Annotated in this window: 23 protein-coding genes and 1 riboswitch; of the genes, 5 read left to right on the top strand and 18 right to left on the bottom strand. The window is 66.3% G+C overall.

What is annotated here, in order from left to right:
- Positions 1 to 37: 37 nt before the first annotated feature.
- Genes POF53_RS02755 through cobO form a run of 10 tightly spaced genes read right to left on the bottom strand, consistent with a single transcriptional unit; the run spans position 38 to position 8,806 of the window.
- Positions 38 to 772, bottom strand: a complete 735-nt coding sequence (locus POF53_RS02755) for an adenosylcobinamide-GDP ribazoletransferase (RefSeq protein WP_254464766.1) — start codon at positions 770 to 772, stop codon at positions 38 to 40.
- Position 773: 1 nt separating this feature from the next.
- Positions 774 to 1,343: an alpha-ribazole phosphatase family protein gene (cobC, locus tag POF53_RS02750; RefSeq protein WP_498966266.1), complete on the bottom strand. Its 570-nt coding sequence runs from the start codon at positions 1,341 to 1,343 to the stop codon at positions 774 to 776.
- Positions 1,340 to 2,395, bottom strand: coding sequence for a nicotinate-nucleotide--dimethylbenzimidazole phosphoribosyltransferase (cobT, locus tag POF53_RS02745; RefSeq protein ID WP_475861015.1), 1,056 nt, complete (start codon positions 2,393 to 2,395; stop codon positions 1,340 to 1,342). Before cobT ends, cobC begins: the two co-directional genes overlap by 4 nt.
- On the bottom strand, positions 2,392 to 2,913 hold the full coding sequence (gene cobU, locus POF53_RS02740) for a bifunctional adenosylcobinamide kinase/adenosylcobinamide-phosphate guanylyltransferase (RefSeq protein ID WP_498966263.1): 522 nt from the start codon (positions 2,911 to 2,913) through the stop codon (positions 2,392 to 2,394). The genes cobT and cobU overlap by 4 nt, the downstream gene beginning before the upstream one ends.
- Before the next feature lies 1 nt (position 2,914).
- Positions 2,915 to 4,369 carry a cobyric acid synthase gene (locus tag POF53_RS02735; RefSeq protein ID WP_234560835.1) on the bottom strand — a complete coding sequence of 485 codons (1,455 nt, stop codon included), beginning with the start codon at positions 4,367 to 4,369 and terminating at the stop codon, positions 2,915 to 2,917.
- A complete protein-coding gene (gene cobD, locus POF53_RS02730) occupies positions 4,366 to 5,358 on the bottom strand; it encodes a threonine-phosphate decarboxylase CobD (protein ID WP_498966262.1) in 993 nt (330 codons plus the stop codon). Before cobD ends, POF53_RS02735 begins: the two co-directional genes overlap by 4 nt.
- Positions 5,351 to 6,259, bottom strand: a complete 909-nt coding sequence (gene cbiB / locus POF53_RS02725) for an adenosylcobinamide-phosphate synthase CbiB (protein WP_232856712.1) — start codon at positions 6,257 to 6,259, stop codon at positions 5,351 to 5,353. The genes cobD and cbiB overlap by 8 nt, the downstream gene beginning before the upstream one ends.
- Positions 6,256 to 6,906, bottom strand: a complete 651-nt coding sequence (gene bluB / locus POF53_RS02720; RefSeq protein ID WP_028690901.1) for a 5,6-dimethylbenzimidazole synthase — start codon at positions 6,904 to 6,906, stop codon at positions 6,256 to 6,258. The genes cbiB and bluB overlap by 4 nt, the downstream gene beginning before the upstream one ends.
- Positions 6,903 to 8,198, bottom strand: a complete 1,296-nt coding sequence (locus POF53_RS02715) for a cobyrinic acid a,c-diamide synthase CobB (RefSeq protein ID WP_203647682.1) — start codon at positions 8,196 to 8,198, stop codon at positions 6,903 to 6,905. The genes bluB and POF53_RS02715 overlap by 4 nt, the downstream gene beginning before the upstream one ends.
- The gene (cobO, locus tag POF53_RS02710; RefSeq protein WP_028690903.1) at positions 8,195 to 8,806 is read right to left on the bottom strand and encodes a cob(I)yrinic acid a,c-diamide adenosyltransferase; all 612 of its coding nucleotides are present in this window, start codon (positions 8,804 to 8,806) and stop codon (positions 8,195 to 8,197) included. The genes POF53_RS02715 and cobO overlap by 4 nt, the downstream gene beginning before the upstream one ends.
- 113 nt (positions 8,807 to 8,919) lie before the next feature.
- A riboswitch (cobalamin riboswitch) is annotated at positions 8,920 to 9,138 on the bottom strand.
- Between the two features lie 154 nt (positions 9,139 to 9,292).
- Between cobO and POF53_RS02705 the strand changes: the two genes are divergently transcribed.
- Positions 9,293 to 9,871, top strand: a complete 579-nt coding sequence (locus POF53_RS02705; RefSeq protein ID WP_498966259.1) for a hypothetical protein — start codon at positions 9,293 to 9,295, stop codon at positions 9,869 to 9,871.
- 11 nt (positions 9,872 to 9,882) lie between these two features.
- Here the strand turns inward: POF53_RS02705 and POF53_RS02700 are convergent, their stop codons facing one another.
- The 6 genes from POF53_RS02700 to POF53_RS02675 all read right to left on the bottom strand — a co-directional run bounded on the left by POF53_RS02700 (position 9,883) and on the right by POF53_RS02675 (position 17,101).
- Entirely contained in the window at positions 9,883 to 12,453 is a 2,571-nt protein-coding gene (locus POF53_RS02700; protein ID WP_498966257.1) for a dermonecrotic toxin domain-containing protein, read from the bottom strand.
- A gap of 152 nt (positions 12,454 to 12,605) precedes the next feature.
- On the bottom strand, positions 12,606 to 13,139 hold the full coding sequence (locus POF53_RS02695; protein ID WP_232856710.1) for a C40 family peptidase: 534 nt from the start codon (positions 13,137 to 13,139) through the stop codon (positions 12,606 to 12,608).
- Positions 13,140 to 13,286: 147 nt separating this feature from the next.
- On the bottom strand, positions 13,287 to 13,823 hold the full coding sequence (locus tag POF53_RS02690; protein WP_498966255.1) for a C40 family peptidase: 537 nt from the start codon (positions 13,821 to 13,823) through the stop codon (positions 13,287 to 13,289).
- 224 nt (positions 13,824 to 14,047) lie between these two features.
- A complete protein-coding gene (gene hda / locus POF53_RS02685) occupies positions 14,048 to 14,752 on the bottom strand; it encodes a DnaA regulatory inactivator Hda (RefSeq protein ID WP_203647685.1) in 705 nt (234 codons plus the stop codon).
- 208 nt (positions 14,753 to 14,960) lie between these two features.
- The gene (locus POF53_RS02680; RefSeq protein WP_498966252.1) at positions 14,961 to 16,034 is read right to left on the bottom strand and encodes an AI-2E family transporter; all 1,074 of its coding nucleotides are present in this window, start codon (positions 16,032 to 16,034) and stop codon (positions 14,961 to 14,963) included.
- 11 nt (positions 16,035 to 16,045) lie between these two features.
- The gene (locus POF53_RS02675) at positions 16,046 to 17,101 is read right to left on the bottom strand and encodes a DUF2066 domain-containing protein (RefSeq protein ID WP_498966250.1); all 1,056 of its coding nucleotides are present in this window, start codon (positions 17,099 to 17,101) and stop codon (positions 16,046 to 16,048) included.
- Positions 17,102 to 17,443: 342 nt separating this feature from the next.
- Here POF53_RS02675 and purM point away from each other — a divergent pair, with 342 nt between their 5' ends.
- The 4 genes from purM (at position 17,444) to POF53_RS02655 (ending at position 20,340) form a co-directional block, all read left to right on the top strand.
- Positions 17,444 to 18,502: a phosphoribosylformylglycinamidine cyclo-ligase gene (gene purM, locus POF53_RS02670; protein ID WP_498966248.1), complete on the top strand. Its 1,059-nt coding sequence runs from the start codon at positions 17,444 to 17,446 to the stop codon at positions 18,500 to 18,502.
- Positions 18,502 to 19,146, top strand: a complete 645-nt coding sequence (gene purN, locus POF53_RS02665) for a phosphoribosylglycinamide formyltransferase (RefSeq protein ID WP_203647689.1) — start codon at positions 18,502 to 18,504, stop codon at positions 19,144 to 19,146. Before purM ends, purN begins: the two co-directional genes overlap by 1 nt.
- An 8-nt stretch (positions 19,147 to 19,154) precedes the next feature.
- On the top strand, positions 19,155 to 19,865 hold the full coding sequence (locus POF53_RS02660; RefSeq protein WP_050704538.1) for a DUF3108 domain-containing protein: 711 nt from the start codon (positions 19,155 to 19,157) through the stop codon (positions 19,863 to 19,865).
- Between the two features lie 292 nt (positions 19,866 to 20,157).
- A complete protein-coding gene (locus POF53_RS02655; protein ID WP_203647690.1) occupies positions 20,158 to 20,340 on the top strand; it encodes a hypothetical protein in 183 nt (60 codons plus the stop codon).
- Positions 20,341 to 20,386: 46 nt separating this feature from the next.
- Here POF53_RS02655 and POF53_RS02650 read toward each other — a convergent pair whose 3' ends face one another.
- Complete coding sequence (locus POF53_RS02650; RefSeq protein ID WP_203647691.1) at positions 20,387 to 20,926, bottom strand: DUF2058 domain-containing protein; 540 nt, start codon at positions 20,924 to 20,926, stop codon at positions 20,387 to 20,389.
- Between the two features lie 26 nt (positions 20,927 to 20,952).
- Positions 20,953 to 21,786 (bottom strand): nucleoside triphosphate pyrophosphohydrolase, encoded by an 834-nt coding sequence (mazG, locus tag POF53_RS02645; protein ID WP_232856705.1) that lies wholly within the window; start codon positions 21,784 to 21,786, stop codon positions 20,953 to 20,955.
- Positions 21,787 to 21,844: the final 58 nt, after the last annotated feature.

The following is a 21,844-nucleotide window of genomic DNA, read 5'->3' as shown; positions in this document are numbered from 1 at the left end:
AGGCCGCTCCTACACAGGGGAACGTGTCGGCCTGAAGCTATGCGCGTAGTGCCAGGGTAATTACCACCGTCAATTCCAGCAGTTCCAACAGCGCCCCGGCCGTGTCCCCTGTGGTTCCACCCAAGCGACGGCACATCAGCTTACGCAGCCACACGAATACCACCAACGCCGCCAGCAGTGGCCACAGCACCGCCCAGCCTCCCAGCGCCAGTCCGGCCAGCGCAGAAACCAACAATACCCAGATCGCGCCGCGCCGGGGCAGGTGTTCGGCCAGGGCCGCACCCAACCCACCCGCACGCACGTAAGGCGTGCCGAGAAACAGCCCAAGCATCGCCGCCCTTCCCACCACCGGCGCCAGTACCAGCAGGCCGCCAGCGCCCCGCTCGACCAGCACCCAGAGGGCACAGAACTTCAGCAGCAGCACCAGCACCAGCGTGACCACGGCAATCGGCCCGCTGCGCGGGTCCTTCATGATCTGCAAAGTGCGCTCGCGATCACCGAAGCCCCCCAGCCATGCGTCGGCGCTGTCAGCCAGGCCGTCCAGGTGCAGCCCGCCGCTGAGCAGCACCCACAGCGCCAGCAGCAAGGCCGCGTGCAAGGGCGCCGCGGTGCCTTGCAGCAGATGGCTGGCCAGCCACAACAACAGGCCGAACAGCAGCCCCACCAGCGGATAGCACAGCAGCGAACGCCCCATCTCGCGAGGCTCCGGCATGCCCGGCAAGCGTACCGGCAAGCTACTGAGGAACTGCAGGGCGATCCAGAACGGCAGCATCTCAACCCACCTCGCGCATCTGGCCGTCGTTCTCCAGCATCAGGCGAGCCAGCATGCCATGCCCGACCTCGACCTGAAGCAATTGCTCACGCGGCAAGCCACGTGCCCGCGCCAGGAGAAGACGCATCACCCCGCCATGGGTGACCATCAGCACGCGCTTGCCTGCGTACGCACGGCGCATGCCCTCGACCGCCGCCAGCACCCGTTCGGCAAAGGCCAGCACCGACTCGCCGCCCGGCGGGGTGAACGCATACGGGTCATTCCAGAACTGCCCCAGGGCATCGGCGTCAACCTGCATGATCTGCGCGGCGCTTTGCCCTTCCCACTCGCCGAAGTGCAGCTCGCGCACACCGGCCTCGCGCAGCACCGGCAAGTTCAGGCGCGCACCCAGCTCATCGGCGAACGCCGCACAGCGCTGCAACGGCGAACTGACCAGCACATCCCAAGGGCCGGCCTCGGCGACAGCCTGGCGCATCTGCGCCCAGCCAGTCTCGGTCAGGGCGTCGTCGAGGCTGCCGCGCAAGCCGCCACCCAGTTCCGTCTCGCCATGGCGCAGCAGTTCGAGGATCATGCCGGGCGATCCGCCACCGCCGCCTCGGCGAAGGTCGCCATCTGTCCGTGCAGGGCGCAGGCCAGGCGGATCAGCGGCACCGCCAGCGCCGCGCCGCTGCCCTCGCCCAGGCGCAGCCCCAGGACCAGCAGCGGCTCGGCCTCCAGGGCCGCCAGCAGGACCTTGTGCCCCGGCTCGGCGCCCTGGTGGGCGAACAGCAACCACGGCAGGCACTGTGGATTGAGGCGTACCGCCACCAGGGCGGCGACACTGCAGATGAAGCCATCGACCAGCACTGCCACGCCATGCTGGGCGCACGCCAGGTAGGCACCGGCCAGGGCGGCGATCTCGAAGCCGCCGACACAGGCCAGCGCCTGCAGCGGCTGGTCGGCGCGCAGGCCGTGCAGCACCAAGGCACGTTCGATCACTTCGGCCTTGTGCCGCACGCCGGCGCTGTCCAGGCCGGTGCCCGGCCCGCTCAGCTCACGCGCCGGGCAGCCCAGCAACGTACTGGCCAGCGCCGCCGCTGCGGTGGTGTTGCCGATGCCCATTTCGCCGCCGATGAACAACTGGGTGTCGTTATCGAGTGCGCGCAGGGCACTGTCGCGCCCCGCCTGCAACGCCGCCGCCAATTGCGCGTCGGTCATCGCCGGCTGACGGGCGAAGTTGGCGGTGCCGGGCCCGAGGTTCAGGTGATGGACACCGGGCAGTTGCAGGGTCGGGTCGATGGTACCGAGGTCGACCACCTCCAGTTGAGCATCCAGTTGGCGCGCCAGCACGCTGATCGCCGCGCCACCGCCGACGAAGTTGCGCAGCATCTGCCCGGTCACCGCCTGTGGATAGGCGGAGATGCCCTCCTCCACCACGCCATGGTCACCGGCAAAGACCGTGATGGCGATGCGTTCCAGGCTGGGACGCTCGCGCCCTTGCAGGCCGGCCAGGCGGATTGCAAGGTCTTCGAGCTGGCCGAGGGAGCCGGCCGGCTTGGTCAGTTGCTGCTGACGGGCGCGGGCCTGGTCCATGGCGGCGGTGTCGAGGGGTTGGCAGGCATCACGCCACCACATCTGGGTCATAGGGCAGGTCCTTTGAGCATGAGAGGGAGGCCGGCCACGGTCAACACCACGCGCTGGCAGCGTTCGGCCACAGCCTGGTGCAGCGTGCCCGCCAGGTCGACGTAGCGACGGGTCAGTTTTCCCATGGGCACCACGCCCAGGCCGGTTTCGTTGCTGACCAGGATGACGGTGCCCGGCAACTGCGCCAGGCACTCGAGCAGTGCGTCGCGCTCCTGCGCCAAGCGCAGGTCATCCTCGAGCATCAGCAGGTTGGTCAGCCACAGGGTCAGGCAGTCCACTAGCAGACAGCGTCCTTCGGCGGCTTCGGCACGCAGTACATCAGCCAGCGCCACGGGCTCCTCCACCAGCCCCCAATGGGCCGGACGGCGCTCGCGGTGCAGGCGCACGCGTTCATTCATCTCGCCATCCAGCGGCCGGCTGGTGGCGATGTAGGTCACCGACAGGCCGCTGGCCTCGGCCAGTTGCTCGGCCAGGCGGCTCTTGCCCGAACGGGCGCCGCCGAGGATCAGGTTGCGCATGTCAGACGACTCCACACAGTTGGCGCAGGCGCGCGGTGTCCAGGTGCTGCTCGACCAGGTCGGCCAGGCGCTCGATATCGCGTTCGCGCAGGGCCTCGTAGTCGATGGGCTGCACATCGGCCAAACCTGCCCAGCGCAGCAGCGCGGCGCACGACTGGCTGCCCTCGAACAGGCCATGCAGGTAGGTGGCGAGGATCTGTCCGTCGGCGCTTATGGCGCCGTCGGCACGGCCATCGGCCAGTTGCACCGCCGGACGCTCCAGCGCCGGCCCCTGAGTGACACCGGCATGGATCTCGTAACCCGACACCGGGCTCTGTTCGAGGTACAGCGTGCCTGTGACATTGCGCAGTTGCTTCTCGGCCTCCAGCACGGTGCTGTAGGCCAGCAGGCCGAGGCCCGCACTGGAGCCGGCGGGCCCTTCCAGGCCCAGTGGGTCATGCACCTGCTCGCCGAGCATCTGCAGGCCGCCGCAAATGCCGATGAGCTTGCCGCCGTAGCGCAGGTGCCGGGCGATGGCGGTGTCCCAGCCACGCTCGCGCAGTTGCGCCAGGTCGCCGCGCACGCTCTTGGAGCCTGGCAGGATGATCAGGTCGGCGGGCGGGATCGGCTGGCCCGGGCCGATGAACTGCAGGTCCACCTGCGGATGCAGGCGCAGCGGGTCGAAGTCGGTGTGGTTGCTGATCCGCGGCAGCACCGGGACGATCACCTTGAGCACGCGCTCGCCCTTCGTCCCCTGGCGGGTATCGATACCGTCCTCGGCCTCCAGGTGCAGGTCGGTGACATAGGGCAGCACCCCCAGCACTGGCTTGCCGGTGCGCTGCTCCAGCCAGTCCAGGCCCGGTTGCAGCAAGGCGATGTCGCCACGGAAACGGTTGATGACAAAGCCCTTGACCCGCGCCTGTTCGCTTGCCGACAGCAGCTCCAGGGTGCCGACCAGGTGGGCGAACACGCCGCCCCGGTTGATATCGGCCACCAGGATCACCGGGCAGTCGACCGCCTCGGCGAAGCCCATGTTGGCGATATCGCCGGCCCGCAGGTTGATCTCCGCCGGGGAGCCGGCACCTTCGACCATCACTACCGGATAGGCTGCGCTCAGGCGCTCGTGGGACGCCAGCACCGCCTGCATGGCGATGGCCTTGTAGTCGTGGTAGGCGACGGCGTTCATGCTGGTCACCGCGCGGCCATGGACGATCACCTGGGCACCAGTATCGCTGTTGGGCTTGAGCAGCACCGGGTTCATGTCGGTGTGCGGCGCCAGCCGGCAGGCCTGGGCCTGCACCGCCTGGGCGCGGCCGATCTCGCCGCCGTCGGCGGTCACGGCGCTGTTGAGGGCCATGTTCTGCGGCTTGAACGGCACCACGGCAACGCCCTGGCGCAGCAGCCAGCGGCACAGGGCGGTGACCAGCGTGCTCTTGCCGGCATCGGAGGTGGTGCCTTGCACCATGAGGGTGGTCATGCCGATTCCTTCTGGTAGTCCGCCAGGGCCTGGGCCAGACGTTGTTCGTCCGCCGACGTGGCAGGCAGGCCGAAACGCAGCGCGGGCGGCTGCTCGAACAAGCGCACCAGGATGCCACGGCGGGCGAGAAATTCATGCAGGTGCGCGGCACGCTCATCACGCACGTACTGGAACAGGTCGCAGCCACCGCTGGGTGGCAGGCCTGCACCATCAAGCAAGGTGGCCATACGCTGGCTGGCCTGGGCGCAACGGGCAATTTGTGCCTGGTGCGCCGCGTCGTCGGCAAAACACGCCTGCCCCAGCTCACGGGTCGGGCCGCTGACGGTCCAGGGCCCGAGTGCCTCGGCCAGGCGTCGCAGCACATCCACCTGGGCGACGACAAACCCCAGCCGCACGCCGGCCAGGCCGAAGAACTTGCCGAACGAGCGCAACACGATCAAGCCCGGTTGCCCGGCCTGATCGACCACACTGTGTTCGGGCGTGTTGTCCATGAAGGCTTCGTCCACCAGCAGCCAGCTACCGCGCTCGGCCAGGCGCGTATGCCAGGCCAGCAGGCGTTCGCGGGTCACCCGGCGGCCAGTGGGGTTGTTGGGGTTGACCAGCACCAGCACGTCGAGGCTGTCGAGCACGTCCTCGACCTCGGTCTCGTCCAGTTCGACCAGCGTGTGCCCTGCCCGTGCCCAGGCATGCGGATGCTCGGCATAGCACGGCGACAGGACCCCGACCCGCCCGACCGGGCGCAAGTACGGCAAGGCCTGGATCGCCGCCTGGGAACCGGCCACCGCCAGCAACGGCTGCGCGCCGTAGTACTGCCGCGCCGCCGCCTCCAGGCCATCCTCGGTCTCCGGCAGGCGGGCCCAGGCCTCCAGCGGAATCGGCGGTATCGGGTAAGGCCATGGCGCGATACCGCTGGACAGGTCGAGCCACTGCTCCCGAGGGATGGCGTACTGTTTCACCGCCCGCAGCAGGCGGCCACCGTGTTCAAGCATTCAGATAGGCTCCCACGCAGATCAACAGCACCCACAGCCACACGCCGCGCTGCACCAGGCTCCAGCCGCGCTCGATGGCATCGGCGTCGGCCATTGACCCTTCACCCAGGCGCGGCCGTTCGTGCAACTCGCCGTGATACACCGCCGGGCCGCCCAGCTCCACGCCCAGCGCACCGGCCCCCGCCGCCATCACCGGGCCGGCGTTCGGGCTGTCCCACAGCGGCGCCTGGCTGCGCCAGCAGGCCAGGGCCAGGCGGGTCTTGCCCAGCAGCGCGTAGGTCAGCGCCACCAGCCTGGCGGGAATATAGTTCAGGCCATCGTCGATGCGCGCCGCGCACCAGCCAAAGCGCTCGAAGCGCTCGTTGCGATAGCCCCACATCGCGTCCAGGGTATTGCTCAGGCGATACAGCACCACCCCCGGCGCGCCGGCCACGACGAACCAGAACAGCGCGGCGAACACCGCGTCGCTGCCGTTCTCCAACACCGACTCAGTAGCCGCCCGGGCCACGGCGGGCTCGTCCAGCTCGCGGGTCTCGCGGCTGACCAGGTAACCGACGCGCCGCCGCGCCTCGGCCAGGTCGCCCTGGCGCAGCGCCTGGGCCACCGGCAGCACATGCTCGCCCAGGCTGCGCAGGCCCAAGGCGCAGTACAGCGCCAGCACATCCACCAGCCAGCCGATATACGGCAGCCACGACAGGATCAGCGCCAGCAGAGTCAGCGGCACCACGGCCAGGAACCACGCGGTAACGCCATGGCTGCGCCAGCCGCGCCCGCCGGCGTTGAAACGTTGTTCCAGGCGCGAGGCGAAGTTGCCGAAACCCACCAGCGGATGACGTCGACGCGGCTCGCCCAGCAGCGCATCCAGGGCCACGCCCGCCACGGTCAGCAAGGCCACGCTCATGGACGCTCTCCCCAATGGTTTTCGTACAGCATCTCGCTCAACGGTCGTTGCTCGGCCCAGTCTTCCAGTACCAACATCGGTGCCGGATAGAACTCGGTCACCGGCCCCAGGCACAGCACCGCCATGGGCTTGGCGCCGGCGGGCATGCCCAGCAGCTCGGCCAGGGCCTCGGGGTCGAACAGCGACACCCAGCCCATGCCCAGCCCTTCGGCACGCGCCGCCAGCCACAGGTTCTGGATGGCGCAGGCCAGTGAGGCCAGGTCCATCTCGGGCAAGGTGCGGCGACCAAAGACGTGCGCCTCGCGCTTGTCCATCAACGCCGCCACCAGCACTTCGGCGCAGTCGTTGATGCCTTCGACCTTGAGCTTCATGAATTCATCGGAGCGCTCGCCCAGGGCCTCGGCGGTGCGTACCCGCTCCTGCTCCACCAGCGCCTGGATCCGCTCGCGCAATGCACGCTGGCTGATCCGGATGAAGCGCCACGGCTGCATCAGGCCCACGCTGGGTGCCTGATGGGCGGCGGCGAGCAGGCGCCCCAGCAACTCGGGGGCCACCTCGCCCCCGGCGAAATGGCGCATGTCGCGGCGTTCGCCAATGGCCCGGTAGATGGCCTGGCGTTCGGCTTCACTGTAGGCGTGTCGGCTCATGGTCGCAGCAGCGCCGCCGCCGCATCGGGGTTGGAGGGGAAATAGAAGTGCACGTAGGAGGCGGTCAGGCGCCCCAGGCGATAGACCGCCTCGTTGCCCCGCCCACCGTTGGGGCTCAGGCCACGGGCGATCGGCGCCAGCTCGGTGCTGGTCAGCGAATGGTGGTAGGTGTGGCCACGCAGGGTGCCTTCAGGCAGTTCGACCGCCTGCAGGGCCAGGGCCGCCAGGCGCTTCTGCATGGTTGCCTCGCCCGGCAGCAGGCCCAGCAGCGCGGCGCGCTCGCCCGCCACGTCGGTCAGTGCGTCGAGCAGGTAGAGCATGCCACCGCACTCGGCCAGCAGCGGCTTGCCGGCGGCATGATGGGCGCGGATCGCCTCCAGCATCGGCGCGTTGGCGGCCAGGGCCTGGTGATGCAGCTCAGGGTAGCCGCCGGGCAGGTAGAGGCTGTCCACCACGGGAAGCTCGCGATCATGCACCGGCGAGAAGAACTCCAGCTGCGCACCGAGGCCGCGCAGCAGGTCGAGGTTGGCACCGTAGGTGAACGCAAAGGCTTCGTCGCGGGCCACGCCGATGCGCACCCCGGTCAGCGACGAGGTCACGCTCACCGGCTCAGGCCCGGCAAAACTGACCGGTGGCGGCAACGCGGCATCGCAGCTGGCACCGAGCGCTTCGGCGGCAGCGTCCAGTCGAGCATCCAGATCGTTCAACTCGCTGGCCTGGACCAGGCCGAGGTGGCGGCTGGGCAGCTCGATGCCGCGCTCGCGGGACAACCCGCCGTACCAGCGCAGGCCTTCGGTCAGGCTGCCTTCGAGCAGTTGCGCATGGCGCAGGCTGCCGACCCGGTTGGCCAGCACCCCGGCGAACGGCAGGTCGGGCTGGTAGCGCGCCAGGCCCAGGGCCAGGGCGCCGAAGGTCTGGGCCATGGCCGTGCCGTCAATCACCGCCAGCACCGGCACGCCGAAGTGGCGTGCCAGGTCGGCGCTTGACGGGGTACCGTCGAACAGGCCCATCACGCCTTCGATCAGGATCAGGTCGGCCTCGCCCGCCGCTTCCCACAACAGGCGACGACTTTCCTCGGCGCCAATCATCCACAGGTCGAGCTGGTAGACCGGCGCGCCGCTGGCGCGCTCCAGGATCATCGGATCGAGAAAGTCAGGCCCGCACTTGAACACCCGCACCTTACGCCCGAGGTTGCGGTGCAGGCGAGCCAGGGCGGCGGTGACCGTGGTCTTGCCTTGGCCCGAGGCCGGGGCCGCGATCAGCACGGCGGGACACTGGCGCGACTCACTCACAGTTCGACGCCCTTCTGCGCGCGGATACCGGCCTGGAAGGCGTGCTTGAGCATGCCCATCTCGGTGACGGTGTCGGCCAGTTCGATCATTTCCGGCTTGGCGGCGCGACCGGTGACGATCACATGCTGCATCGGTGGACGGGCCTGGATATCCGAAAGCACCTGATCGAGGTCCAGGTAGCCATGTTTGAGGGCGATATTCAGCTCATCGAGCACGACGAACTGGATCGACGGGTCCTGCAGCAACTGCCGCGACACCGCCCAGGCGGCTTCGGCGGCGGCGATGTCACGCTGACGGTCCTGGGTTTCCCAGGTAAAGCCCTCGCCCATCACGTGGTAGCGCACCTGCTCGGGGAAACGACGGAAGAACAGCTCCTCGCCGGTACTGTTGCGGCCCTTGATGAACTGCACCACGCCGCATTGCATGCCGTGGCCCAGGGCGCGGGCGAGCATGCCGAAGGCCGAGCTGCTCTTGCCCTTGCCATTGCCGGTCAGCACCAGCAGCAGGCCGCATTCGTTGGGGGAATTGGCGATGCGCTCGTCGATGATCGCCTTCTTGCGCTGCATGCGCGCCAGGTGACGTTCGTCGCGTTCGATGGATTCGCTCATCAGGGGTCTCCGCAGGCTGTCGCGGCGGCGGCGACAGATAAAAGGCAGGCAGACGAGGAGCGCGCAGGGGGCATGGCAACGGCCACATCGCACCGCGCATCACCCTCCGTGATGCCGTTTGGCAGTGACAGGCCGGTCTCCGGGCTCATGAGCGGGCGCAGGCCCTGGCCACGCGCCTTCCCGGACTTGGAAATCCAGTGGCCTTGCGTAACCGTCGACTCATCTACCGTTGCGGGGGCAGCGCCGGGCTCGCGCCTGCTGGCGCCCACCGGCTTCCCAGTTTCACCCTGCCGAACCGCGGCTCGCAGGGCACCTGAAACACGCCGCGAAGGTTAGAGGGTTGAATCGGGAGCGTCAATCGAACGAGGGCCGATCTGGCCTGGATCAATGGCCGATCCGCCAGCTTGTGCCACACTCAAAGCAGTGATATCACATAGCCACCACTTTATCGGCTGACCTCGATCACAATGACAAGGAGAGCGCAGCATGCAAGGCCTGATCATCAACAACCCGCGCCTGGAGTTCCTGCGCCCGGCCCTGGAACGCTGGGTCGACTGCATCGACCGCTTCAACCAGCTGCAGGGCGACAACGAGGCACCCTACTGGCACGGCACCGTCGCCAACGTCGGCCTGCTCGCCGCCGCCGCCTGGCAGGGTGAGCTGGTGGCGCTGGAACGGCACATGAGCAAGAAGCAGCGCGACGAGGGTGAGCGCGATGGGCGCTGCGACCTGTCGATCAGCAGCGCCGAGGAGTCGCTGTACCTGCACGCCGGCCAGCGCTGGCCACGCATCGCCCGCCTCGACCTGACAGCAGCCCTGCAGGAAACCGCCGCCCTGGCCAAGCCGATCGCCTATGGCAGCCAGCTCAAGGCCGGGGCGCTGTTCGTCACGCCATGGAAGGCCGGCCAGCATGCCAGCCCCGAGGAACTGCAGGACCTGGTGGACGACCTGCAAAAGCACACGGCCTGCGCGATAGCCTGGTACTTCCCGTATGCCTACCGCAAGCTGCATAACGAACTGGGACAGTACTATCCCGGGGTGGCATTGCTGCTCAAGCAGGCTTGATCGGCGCCGCCTCAGTTGGCAGCGGCAGCCGGCGGGTCGACGGGAAAGAAACGCTCTGCCAGCCCAGGCGTCCTGAATCGCACCTTGTAGGCCTGTTCGTCGAACAACAGGCCTGTGCGCAGATCGTAGACCGGCCCGACAGCAGGCTTGGGCACCTGCTGGAGCGTGACATGGACGAAGCGATAGTGCTCACCGTAGACCTGCTCCAGGTTGTCGATCCGGAAGTAGTGGCCCGGCAGGAACAGGGTCTCCCCTTCGTCCCAGTAAAGCGAGAATGCGCTGATCGGCGTGCCCTCCTGGTAACGCCCCAGGGGCAGCTCGAACACCACCGACGTGTCGTCGAACACCCCCGGCAGGTGACCGGGTGCATTGACCGAAGGTTGCGAGGCGAACTCGGCGACCTTGTAGGGATTCTCGGTAAACGAGGTCAGGTCGGTATTGACCAGCACATCGCCAACCCGTATCCGGCCATTGCGATAGTGTTCGCCACTGGTGCCACGCGAAGCATGCCCGCCACGATACAGGCTCACCTCACTGCTCTCGGGCAGTTGCTCCAGGGTATCGGCCAGCTTGGCGATGTAGTCATCCTCGTCGCCATAGCGGTACGTGCCTGAGCGGAACACATCGTTCACCCTCGACTCGTCGCTGGTGTAGTACTCGATCAACGAATTGAAGTACTCGCGATCGTAACGGTAGGAATACTGGACAACGCCCTCCATCCGCACGCAATCCAGGCCATGCTCGTCCAGCTCGGGAACCTGGTCGCGCGCCAGGCGTGGAATAGGCTGGGGCTCCAGCAATGCCTTCTGGCGGTGCAAGGCATTGGCGGAAAACGCCTTGGCCCGCGCGTCATCCACCACCACGTGGCGGTTCCAGAAGCGCGAGGTGGCGCTGGGCATGCCTTCGACGACGGGAGGCGCGCCACCGGCCAGCCGCGGCGGCACCAGCAGCTCCCATTCGTTACCGTCGTTCAGGCGCACCGGGTACAGGGGGCCAAAGGCAAAGGGATTATGCGCGGGCACCACCTGCCAGACCCGCAGCTCATGGTTGTAGCGCACCCGGTAGGACAGGCCGTTGAGCATGATCCAACAGCTGCCGTGCGCATCGACCCTGATACCCCGCAAGCGCCCGCTGCCTTGCAACTCCCCCCTCGGCAACACGTTGCTCTCTCGTCCTTCCACCGGCAGCGTGGCGGTCTGCGCCACCTGCCAGCGCTCCAGGTGCACATCCATCTCGCCGGCCGGCGTTTCATAGGCCAGTGAGGCAAAGCTCGACTGAAACCCCAGATCGACCATGTTCAAGGCGGCGAACAGGCTGTCGAGCATGGCATCGCGCAGGGCGCTCTTGCGGCTCTGCTCATCCGCGGCATGCAACGCCGCATCGATGTCCAGGCCCACCTTGCCCAGGCTTGCCCCCAGCAGCATCAGGGTCATTGGCCAACCGAGCGGGGCAAAGCCGCCGAACACCTTGATGAATACCGACAGGTAACCGCTCCACATCGCCTTGCGCAGGTCGGCATTGCCAAGCATCGCCGCGGCGTTGTCATTCATCTCGCCGGTGGCCTGGCTGGCCAGGTAGGTGAAGATATCGTCGCTGATCGGCCTTTTCAGGTAACCGAGCAACACCCGTGCCGCTTGCTCGCTCGCACTGTTGGCGATACTTTGCAGGTGGGTCCTCACCGAGTGGGCGCGCGCGGGATCGCGGGCATCGGTGTGCGCCGCCTTGACGTAGCTGGCCAGGGTGTCGGCATCCTGCAACTGTTCACGCAGCCAGCCCGCCATGGCCTGCTCGGAGTCGAAGCTCTTGAACGCGTCGCTCGCCCAAGGGCGGTACAGCAGCGTCCGCCCCGTGTCGGTCGCAAAGCTGTAGAGGCAACCACGATCGCCGCGATCGAGCACGTAGCGACAGGCCGAAAACGGGTGCGTGGTGCTGGCCTGTTTCAGCTTGTCCAGGGTCGGCAGCACGCCGCCCTGCAGGCCGTCGGCGACCATCGACCGCAGCAGCGCCCAGTCGCTTCGACTGATACGTCCGGCCCTCACCGCGCCCGCCCCCTGCCCCAGCAGGTTGACCTTGGCCAGTACGCGAAAATGCTGCGAGTAGGTGTTCCAGAAGCAGCTGATCGCGCCGCGGTAGGCAACGGCGAAGTCCAACGCCCAGAGATCCTCCTGGACCTTGCTGGCAAGCATTGGCACTTCATTGCGTTCGTCGAAACAATCGGCTTGCCGACCCTGGCGGTAGAAACCACCGTACAGGTCGAGTTCGTCGGTCGCTTCCTGGAAATGCGCATCGAAGCGCTTGATCACCAGCTCGACCAGGTGCATCGACTTCAGCGGCGGGCCGCTGTGCTGCCAGCCGGTGAAACTGCGGTGACTGGAACTGGCGGTGGCGAACTGGTGCCACCAGATGAACCGTGGATCGATCGGCTTGCCCGTGTGCTTGAGCACGATGCGTTGCGCATGCTGGGAGGCCAGCACATAGGGGTCGGGGTATTCGCGAATGATCTCGTCGACCAGGCGTACCAGCGGCCGCCCCGCGTCCAACGCCTCGAGACTGCGCTCCACACGCTCCTTGATACTGCTCATGCTCCACTCCCGGGATGTCGTTGTCGGACGGACATCCTGGCTCGACGGGAAATGGCAGACGCGGTAGAAGATTGTCGCAGCACCCGCGAAGGCGGTGGATCCTATGACGCGATTGCGGGTAAATCCGCTCCCACAGGCTTAATGAAGCGCCATCAAGGATTCTGCGCCAGGTGGCCCGGCGGCAGTACGCGCTTGGCCTGGAGGTAGGCCTTGGCCCAGTAGCTGTTGGACAGGTAGTCCAGGCGCACGGTCCCGCCCGTCGACGGCGCGTGCACGAAGCGCCCTTCACCGACGTAGATGCCGGCGTGGCTGACCTGCGAACCGCCGCTGGTGGCGAAGAACACCAGATCGCCCGACTGCAGCGCATTGATATCCACGTTCGGCGCGCGCATGACGATCATCTCGCGGGTCGAGCGCGGCAGGCTGATACCCGCCGCGTCACGGTAGACGTAGCCGATCAGGCCGCTGCAATCGAACCCGGCATCCGGCGTGTTGCCCCCCCAGCGATACGGGGTGCCCACCAGGCCGATGGCGCGGAACAGCACATCGTCCGCCGCCGGCGATGAAGGCGCCTGATTGAACACCATCGGCTGTTTGGGCATGGGCGCCGGCGCAGGTGCACGGCTGGAACAGGCCGCGAGCAGGGCCAGCAGGGAGAGGAATGCGAAGCGCGCCAACATCGCCATGATGCGAACGTCCTGTCAGGAACCCTGCGGCCACGGCCGAAGGTCGAAAAGAGTTGAGAATTTAGATTAGACGCTTTCTGTAAATGCGCACGGCGGCGAGCTTTTCAGCTACGCCGCCGTGCGAGGTTACAGCATTTTGATATCAAATCAATTGCGCGAGATCGTGGTCGGCGCCATGGCGAGCGCGCGTTTGGCCTCGATGAACGTCTTGCTCCAGTAGCGATCGCCCAGGCTGTCGATGCGCACGCCACCGCTGCGGCGGCTGCTGGAGTGGATGAACTGGTTGTCACCCAGGTAGATGCCGGCGTGGCTGACGCGGCCACGGCCGTTGGTGCTGAAGAACAGCAGGTCGCCGGGCTTGAGCTTGTTGCGGGCGACCTTGGGCGCGTCGACGTTGATCATCTCGCGGGTCGAGCGTGGCAGGTTCATGCCCGCCTCTTCGCGGAACAGGTAGCCGATGAAGCCGCTGCAATCGAAGCCGGACTTCTCGGAGGTGCCGCCGAAGCGGTAGCGGGTACCGATCAGGGCCATGCCGCGTTCGAGAATGCTGTCGGCCAGCACAGGCAGCTGGTACGGCTTGCTGTTGCTGGAGAAGGCCTCGAGGTCGTCTTCGCTGGCCAGTTCTTCCTCGGTGAATACGGAAGAGGCGGAAGCCTTGGCCTTGACCGACTGCTCGGCGGCCACGCGGTGATCCTGCGAGGGTGCGACCGGGCCGGTGGAGGCGCAGCCGTAAAGTAGGGTGACAAGTGCAAGTGGCACGAGGGGTGCGAAGCGCTTCAGCATGGGCACGACCGTGTCTGTAGTCCTTTAGAAGGGGGAAACTATGCCTTCTATCGGACCCATTTGCAAATTTTATCGAAAAAGATGTGACTTTTCCGTTTTGACGCTCTGGCACCGTGTTCCCAAGGTCACCAGCCTAGGGTTTCCTTGAGGAACGGGATGGTCAGTTTGCGCTGGGCCTGCAGGGAAGCCTGGTCGAGGCGCTCGAGCAGGTCGAACAGCGCGCTCATGCTGCGCGTGCCGCGGGTGAGGATGAAGTGACCGACCTCGTCGGTCAGGTGCAGCCCGCGGCGCGAGGCACGCAGTTGCAGGGCACGCAGTTTGTCCTCGTCGGACATCCCGCGCATCTGGAAGATCAGTGCCAGGGTCAGCCGCGATTTCAAGTCTGCCAGCTTGATCGGCAGCTCCCGCGGCGAACTGGACGCTGCCAGCAGCAAGCGCCGGCCGCTGTCGCGCAGGCGGTTGAACAGGTGGAACATGGCCTCTTCCCAGTCCGCCTTGCCGGCAATCACATGCAGGTCGTCGATGCACACCAGCTCGTACTGTTCAAGGCGGTCAAGCAGTTCGACGCCGCGATCGAGCAGTTGCGCCAGGGGCAGGTAGACGGCGGGCTCACCCAACTGCTGGAAACGGTGGGTGGCGGCCTGCAACAGATGGGTACGGCCCACGCCCTGTTTGCCCCACAGGTAGATGAGGCTCTCGGTCCAGCCGGCGTCGGCTTCGCACAGCCGCTCGACATAGCCCAGTGCCGCGGCATTGGCGCCGGGGTAGTAGTTGATGAAGGTGGCGTCGTCGCGCAGACGCACACCCAGGGGCAACTGGATCGGTTTCATGCTCGCGGGCGGTCGCGGGGACCACAGGGGGCCTTTGATTAACAGTGTGCAAAGTCTATACCCGCAGCGCGGACGGCACAATCGGCGAGGGGAATAGCGCAAGTAAAATCAATTAGTTGCACTACTTTTAAAGCTTCGCGGGGCAAGCCCGCTCCCACGCTGGTACCCCTCACAGGTCGGCGTGGGAGCGGGCTTGCCCCGCGATGGGTCATAGCTCCGGGTCGATCTCCCCGGCATACATGTCCGATTCCTTGTACAGGTCATGCACATGCCGCAGCAGCACCATGATCACCGCCGCCACCGGCAACGCCAGCAACACTCCGGTGAAACCAAACAGCTCACCGCCGGCCAGGATCGCGAAGATCACCGCCACCGGGTGCAGGCCGATGCGGTCACCCACCAGCAGCGGCGTCAGCACCATGCCTTCGAGGGCCTGCCCGACCATGAACACCGCAACGATGCCCAGCATCGGGTAAAGCTCGCCGCCGAACTGGAACAACCCGGCGACCAGCGCCGCGCCGATGCCGATGATGAAGCCCATGTACGGCACGATCGCCGCCAGCCCCGCGAGCATGCCGATCAGCAGGCCCAGCTCCAGACCCACCAGCATCAGGCCGCTGGAATAGATGACGCCCAGCGCCAGCATCACCAGCAACTGCCCGCGCACGAACGCCCCCAGCACCTCATGGCACTCGCCGGCCAGCCCCACCACCTGCGGCTCGCGCTGGCGCGGCAGCAGGCTGCGCAGCTTGGCCATCATCAGGTCCCAGTCGCGCAGCAGGTAGAAGCCCACCACCGGGATCAGCACCAGGTTGGCCAGCCAACCGATCAGCGCCAGGCTCGAGGCGGTGGCCTGGGACAGCAGCACGCCGACGATGTCGGTGGTCTGGCCCATATGCTCGCCGATGGCGGCCTTGATCTTGTCGAATTTCCAGAAACCATCGGCCAGGCCCAGGCGGCTCTGCACCCAGGGCAGTGCCACATGCTGCAACCAGTCGAGCATCTGCGGCGCCAGCTCGTACAGGCGCAGCAACTGCTTGGCTAGCATCGGCACCAGCACCAGCAGCAGGGCCAGGAAGATCAGGGTGAACAGGCTGAACACCACCACCACGCCCCAGGTGCGTGAAAGGCCGAGCCGCTCCAGGCGATCCACCAGCGGGTCGGCCAGGTAGGCCAGCAGAATGCCCACCAGGAACGGCGAGAGGATGTTGTGCAGGAAGTACAGCAGCACGGCGACCACAAAAGCCGCGCCCAACCAGATCCAGCGACGCATATCAATCATTCAAGTATTCCTTACCAGCGAAAACGCAGGCCGTCGAACGGCTTGGCGGCGGTGGCCGGCGGCGTTGCGCCGGCCGGGTCCTGCGCGCTCGGCACAGGTGTGGCGGGAGCAGGCTCGGCGGACAGCTCCTGGAGCTTGGCCAGGCTCAACTGCGCGCGCAGCTGTTCGCGATTGCCGCTGACGCGGTAGGTCAGGGTGCCACCATCGGCCATCTGCAGCCGCGCACCATAAGGCTCGAGCACCCGGCTCAACTCGGCGTAGCGTTGCAGGTTCATGCCCTGGACCTGCACTTGCAGGTCGCTGCTGGCGCCGGGACGGGTGACGTAACGCGGCGCCAGGCGATTGCTCACCGCCAGCAGCACGGCATCGGCCAGGGCCGCCTGGTCGGCGCCCTCGGCGTTGCCCTGCTCACGCTGGTCACCTAGCCACAGCTGCCATTTACCCTGCCACTTGCCGTCAGCCTCGTGGGCGTGCACCGCCAGCAGGGCATCGGCGCCATAGCGCTCGGAGGCCTCGCGCAGCGGCGCCGGGTCGTTGCCTTCGAGCAGCTTGGCATTGGCCACCAGTTGCTCCTGCAGGTCGGCCAACGGCAGGCGCAGGGGCAGGCCACGGTGCTGGGCGGCCCGACGCAGGGGTTCGGCGACGGCCTGGCCATCGCCGACCAGGTTGCTGCCCTCGACGCTGTCATTCAGCCACCAGCCAAGGATCGACGGCCGGTTGCTGCCCCACAGCGCCAGGCCAGCCTGGCGCAGGGCGCGCTCGGTGCTGCCGGGGTCGAATTCGACCAGCACCGACTCCGGCGGCCCGGCTTCGGTGCCGACCTGGTTGATGATCTGCTGCGGGTCCTTGCGCAGCGCGGCCAGTGCCGGGTTCTGCGCCGCCTTGGCATCGCCGGTCAGGCGCAGCACCAGGGTATCCAGGGCCTTGCCGGTGGCCTGGGCGCGGGCTTCGCTGCCCTGCCCTTCGACCGGTTCGCGCACCTGATACAAGCCGGAGACGGTTTCGGCCTGGGCGACGGTGCCGGCCACAGCCAGGCAGGCGCCCGCGAGGAAATTGAGAAGACGCATTGAGGATTCCTGTCCAGATGACCTTGGGGCGACACGCCCTTGCCTGTCGGCTGTGACCGCGCAACCACGGAAAATGCTCCGCGTTGCCGGCCCGTTACGTGGGTCGCCATGCCTATACCTTATACAGGCACCGGCGCGGCAACCAGTCGCACGGGGTGAAACACGGTTTTTTGACCAGATTTCCCGCCTGCCCGTCGGCCTGAGGATGGCCGCCTTGGGGCAACCCTGATAAAATCGCGCGCCTTCGCAGACCAGTGACGTACAGGCAGCCGCCGTTTCTGAAACCGGCCTTGGCCGTCCCGGTCGTTTTTCTGAATCCCTCCCTCCTAAAGGCCTGGATCAATGAGCAAGCAACCCTCCCTGAGCTACAAAGACGCCGGTGTAGACATCGACGCCGGCGAAGCACTGGTCGAACGCATCAAGGGCGTCGCCAAGCGCACCGCACGTCCTGAAGTCATGGGTGGCCTGGGCGGCTTCGGCGCCCTCTGCGAGATCCCGGCCGGCTACAAGCAGCCGGTGCTGGTCTCCGGCACCGACGGCGTCGGCACCAAGCTGCGCCTGGCGCTGAACCTGAACAAGCACGACAGCATCGGCCAGGACCTGGTCGCCATGTGCGTCAACGACCTGGTGGTGTGCGGCGCCGAGCCGCTGTTCTTCCTCGACTACTACGCCACCGGCAAGCTCAACGTCGACGTGGCCGCCACCGTGGTCACCGGCATCGGCGCCGGTTGCGAACTGGCCGGTTGCTCGCTGGTCGGTGGTGAAACCGCCGAGATGCCAGGCATGTACGAAGGCGAAGACTACGACCTGGCTGGCTTCTGCGTCGGCGTGGTGGAAAAGGCCGAGATCATCGACGGCTCGAAAGTGGTCACCGGCGACGCCCTGATCGCCCTGCCGTCCTCCGGCCCGCACTCCAACGGCTACTCGCTGATCCGCAAGATCCTCGAGGTTTCCGGCACCGACATCGACAACACCCAGCTCGACGGCAAGCCGCTGGCCGACCTGCTGATGGCGCCGACCCGCATCTACGTCAAGCCGCTGCTGCAGCTGATCAAGCAGACCGGCGCGGTCAAGGCCATGGCCCACATCACCGGCGGCGGCCTGCTGGACAACATCCCGCGCGTGCTGCCAAAAGGCGCCCAGGCCGTGGTCGACGTGGCCAGCTGGCAGCGCCCGGCGGTGTTCGACTTCCTGCAGGAAAAAGGCAACGTCGACGAGCATGAAATGCACCGCGTGCTGAACTGCGGCGTGGGCATGGTCATCTGCGTGGCCCAGGACCAGGTCGAAAGCGCCCTGAACGTGCTGCGCGCCGAAGGCGAGCAACCGTGGGTGATCGGCCGTATCAACGTGGCCGCCGAAGGCGCCGCCCAGGTCGAGCTGCAGAACCTCAAGGCGCACTGATGCCCTGCAATGTAGTCGTGTTGCTGTCGGGCTCCGGCAGCAACCTGCAGGCACTGATCGACAGCAACAGCGCCAGCGACAGCCCGGCACGCATCCGCGCGGTCATCTCGAACCGTGCCGATGCCTATGGCCTCGAGCGCGCCAAGGGCGCCGGCATCGAAACCGCCGTGTTGTCGCACACCGGTTTCGACGGGCGTGAAGCCTTCGACGCGGCGCTGATGGCGCTGATCGATGGCTTCCAACCCGACCTGGTGGTGCTGGCCGGTTTCATGCGCATCCTCAGTGGCGATTTCGTGCGCCACTACCAGGGCCGCCTGCTGAACATCCATCCGTCACTGTTGCCGAAGTACAAAGGCCTGCACACCCACCAGCGCGCGCTGGAAGCGGGTGACGCCGAGCACGGCTGCAGCGTGCACTTCGTCACCGAGGAACTCGATGGCGGGCCTCTGGTCGTACAGGCTGTGGTACCCGTGGCAACGGATGACACCGCGCAGACGCTCGCCCAGCGCGTGCACCTGCAGGAACACCAGATCTACCCGCTGGCGGTGCGCTGGTTCGCCGAAGGACGCTTGCGTCTGGGCGAACAGGGTGCATTACTGGATGGCCAGCCGCTGGCGGCCAGCGGTCACTTGATTCGATCCTAGGAGAATTTATGCGTCGCGCCCTGCTCTTGGCTCTCGCCGTGCTCGCCCTGCCCCTCCAGGCAGCTGACCTGAAGCCTTTCGCGGCCAGCTACACCGCCGACTGGAAACAGCTGCCGATGAGCGGCACCGCCGCACGCAGCCTGGAAAAGAACGCCAACGGCACCTGGAGCCTGAACTTCAAGGCTTCGATGATGATCGCCAGCCTGACCGAGCAAAGCACCCTCAAGTTCGAGAACGACACCCTGCTGCCGCAGCAGTATCACTTCGAACGCGGCGGCCTGGGCAAGGCGAAGAAGGTCGACCTGAACTTCGACTGGGCCGGCAAGAAGATCACCGGCAGCGACCGTGGCGACGCCATCAACCTGCCGCTCAACCGCGGCGTGCTGGACAAGTCGTCCTACCAGCTGGCCCTGCAGCATGACGTGGCCGCCGGCAAGAAGAGCATGACCTACCAGGTGGTCGACGGTGACGAGATCGACACCTACGACTTCCGCGTGCTGGGCACCGAAAAAGTGACCACCAAGACCGGCCAGGTCGACGCGATCAAGGTCGAGCGCGTGCGCGACCCGAGCCAGAGCAAGCGCATCACCGAGCTGTGGTTCGCCAAGGACTGGGACTACCTGCTGGTCCAGCTGCGCCAGGTCGAGACCGATGGCAAGGAGTACGTGATCGTGCTGCAGGATGGCACGGTCGATGGCAAGGCGGTCAAGGGTAACTGATACCGCTGCCTGTAACGCCCGAAGCCCCGCCTCGTGCGGGGCTTTTTTTTGCTGCTGTCCGCCCTCCCCTGTGTAGGAGCGGCCTTGTGCCGCGAAAGGGCCGCAAAGCGGCCCCGGCAATTTCTGCGTCGGTGCTGACATCCTGGGGCTGCTGCGCAGCCCTTTCGCGGCACAAGGCCGCTCCTACATGAAACTTGTTTCATCGCTGTTTTATTTACTTAGCCTGCTAACAAATTCTATAAAGAAGGCCTGCGACACAGTGCCGCAGCCAACCAAGCAGTGGAGTTTGACGATGACAGTCCAAGTAACCGAACGCGACGAATCGAAAATGTCCCACGAAGGCCAGGCCGCTGGCCTGCGGATCTGGGACGTGCATCAGCAAGGCCAGCTGGTCGGCATGTTCCATGACGAGCAACAGGCTCACCAGTACCGCATGGAGCTGGAATGCCTCGAGCGCCAACGCCCGGCGCAGTGACCCGGCCCTGCAATAAAAAACCCCGCCAAGGCGGGGTTTTTCGTGCTTACCACATCAGATCGTCTGGGATCTTGTAGGCCGCGTAAGGATCGTCCTCGTCCGCTTCCTCGACATGGGTGTTGAGCAGCAGGATACGGTTGGGGTCGCGCTCCTGGATCTTCACTGCCGCCTCGCGCGGGATCACTTCGTAGCCGCCACCATGGGCGACGATGGCCAGCGCGCCATTGCTCAGCTTGCTGCGCATCAGGGCGTTGACGGCGATGCGCTTGACCTTCTTGTCATCGACGAAGTTGTAGTAATCCTCGGTGGTCAGCTTGGGCAGCCGGGTCGCTTCGATCAGTTGCTTGACCTGCGCGGCACGGGCCTTCTGCTCGGCCTTTTCCTGGACCTGGCGGTTCAGCTCCTGGTCCTTCTTGGCCTTCTCGGCCTGGGCTTCCCTGGCCAGGCGCTGCTGGCTGTCGTCCACCTCGACCTGGCCCTTGTGTTCCAGGCGTTTCTGTTTCTTCTCGGCTTTGTTGGTCTGCGAGACCTGTTTCTGGTTGACCAGGCCGGCTTTGAGCAATTGGTCGCGAAGGGAAAGGCTCATGGGTGTTCACTCACTTATGCATCGGCTCAGCCGCAGCTGGGCAGGTTCTTTTCCTGACGCTTGGCCTCGCCCCATAAGGCGTCCAGCTCGTCGAGGGTACGATCTTGAATGTTCAGGCCCTGCTCGCGCAATGCCTGTTCGATAAAACGGAAACGGCGCTCGAATTTACGGTTGGCGCGGCGCAAGGCGTTTTCCGGGTCGTGCTTGAGGTGCCGGGCCAGGTTGACGGTGGCGAACAGCAGGTCGCCCAGCTCGTCCTCCAGCGCCTCGCTGTCTCCATCGGCCATGGCCTGCAGCACTTCGTCGAGCTCCTCGCGGACCTTGTCCAGCACCGGCAACGCCTCGGGCCAGTCGAAGCCGACCGTGGCGGCGCGCTTCTGCAGTTTGGCGGCGCGAGACAGCGCGGGCAAGGCCGCGGGCACGTCGTCGAGCAGCGACAACTGCTCGGGCTCGCTCTTTTCGGCACGCTCCTCGGCCTTGATCTCCTCCCAGCGCGACTTGACCTGGGCCTCGTCGAGCTTGGGTGTGTCCAACGGTGCGTACAGCTCGCCGGTGGGGAATACATGGGGATGGCGGCGGATCAGCTTGCGGGTGATCGAATCGACCACGCCATCGAACTCGAAGCGCCCTTCCTCGCGGGCCAGCTGGCTGTAGTAGACCACCTGGAACAGCAGATCGCCCAGCTCGCCCTGAAGGTGCTCGAAGTCGCCGCGCTCGATGGTATCGGCGACTTCGTAGGCTTCCTCGAGGGTATGCGGGACGATACTGGCGTAGTCCTGCTTGAGGTCCCAGGGGCAGCCATATTGCGGATCGCGCAGGCGGGCCATGAGGTGCAGCAGGTCTTCAAGGGTGTAGGTCATGGGTTGTCCTTACCGGCCTCATCGCGGGGCAAGCCCGCTCCCACGCTGACGGTACAAC

The sequence above is a fragment of the Mitsuaria sp. RG genome (assembly GCF_028369275.1).
GTDB classification, from domain to species: domain Bacteria; phylum Pseudomonadota; class Gammaproteobacteria; order Pseudomonadales; family Pseudomonadaceae; genus Aquipseudomonas; species Aquipseudomonas peradeniyensis.
The sequence above is the reverse complement of the archived record's forward strand: the minus strand, read 5'-3'. Positions and strand labels throughout refer to the sequence as shown.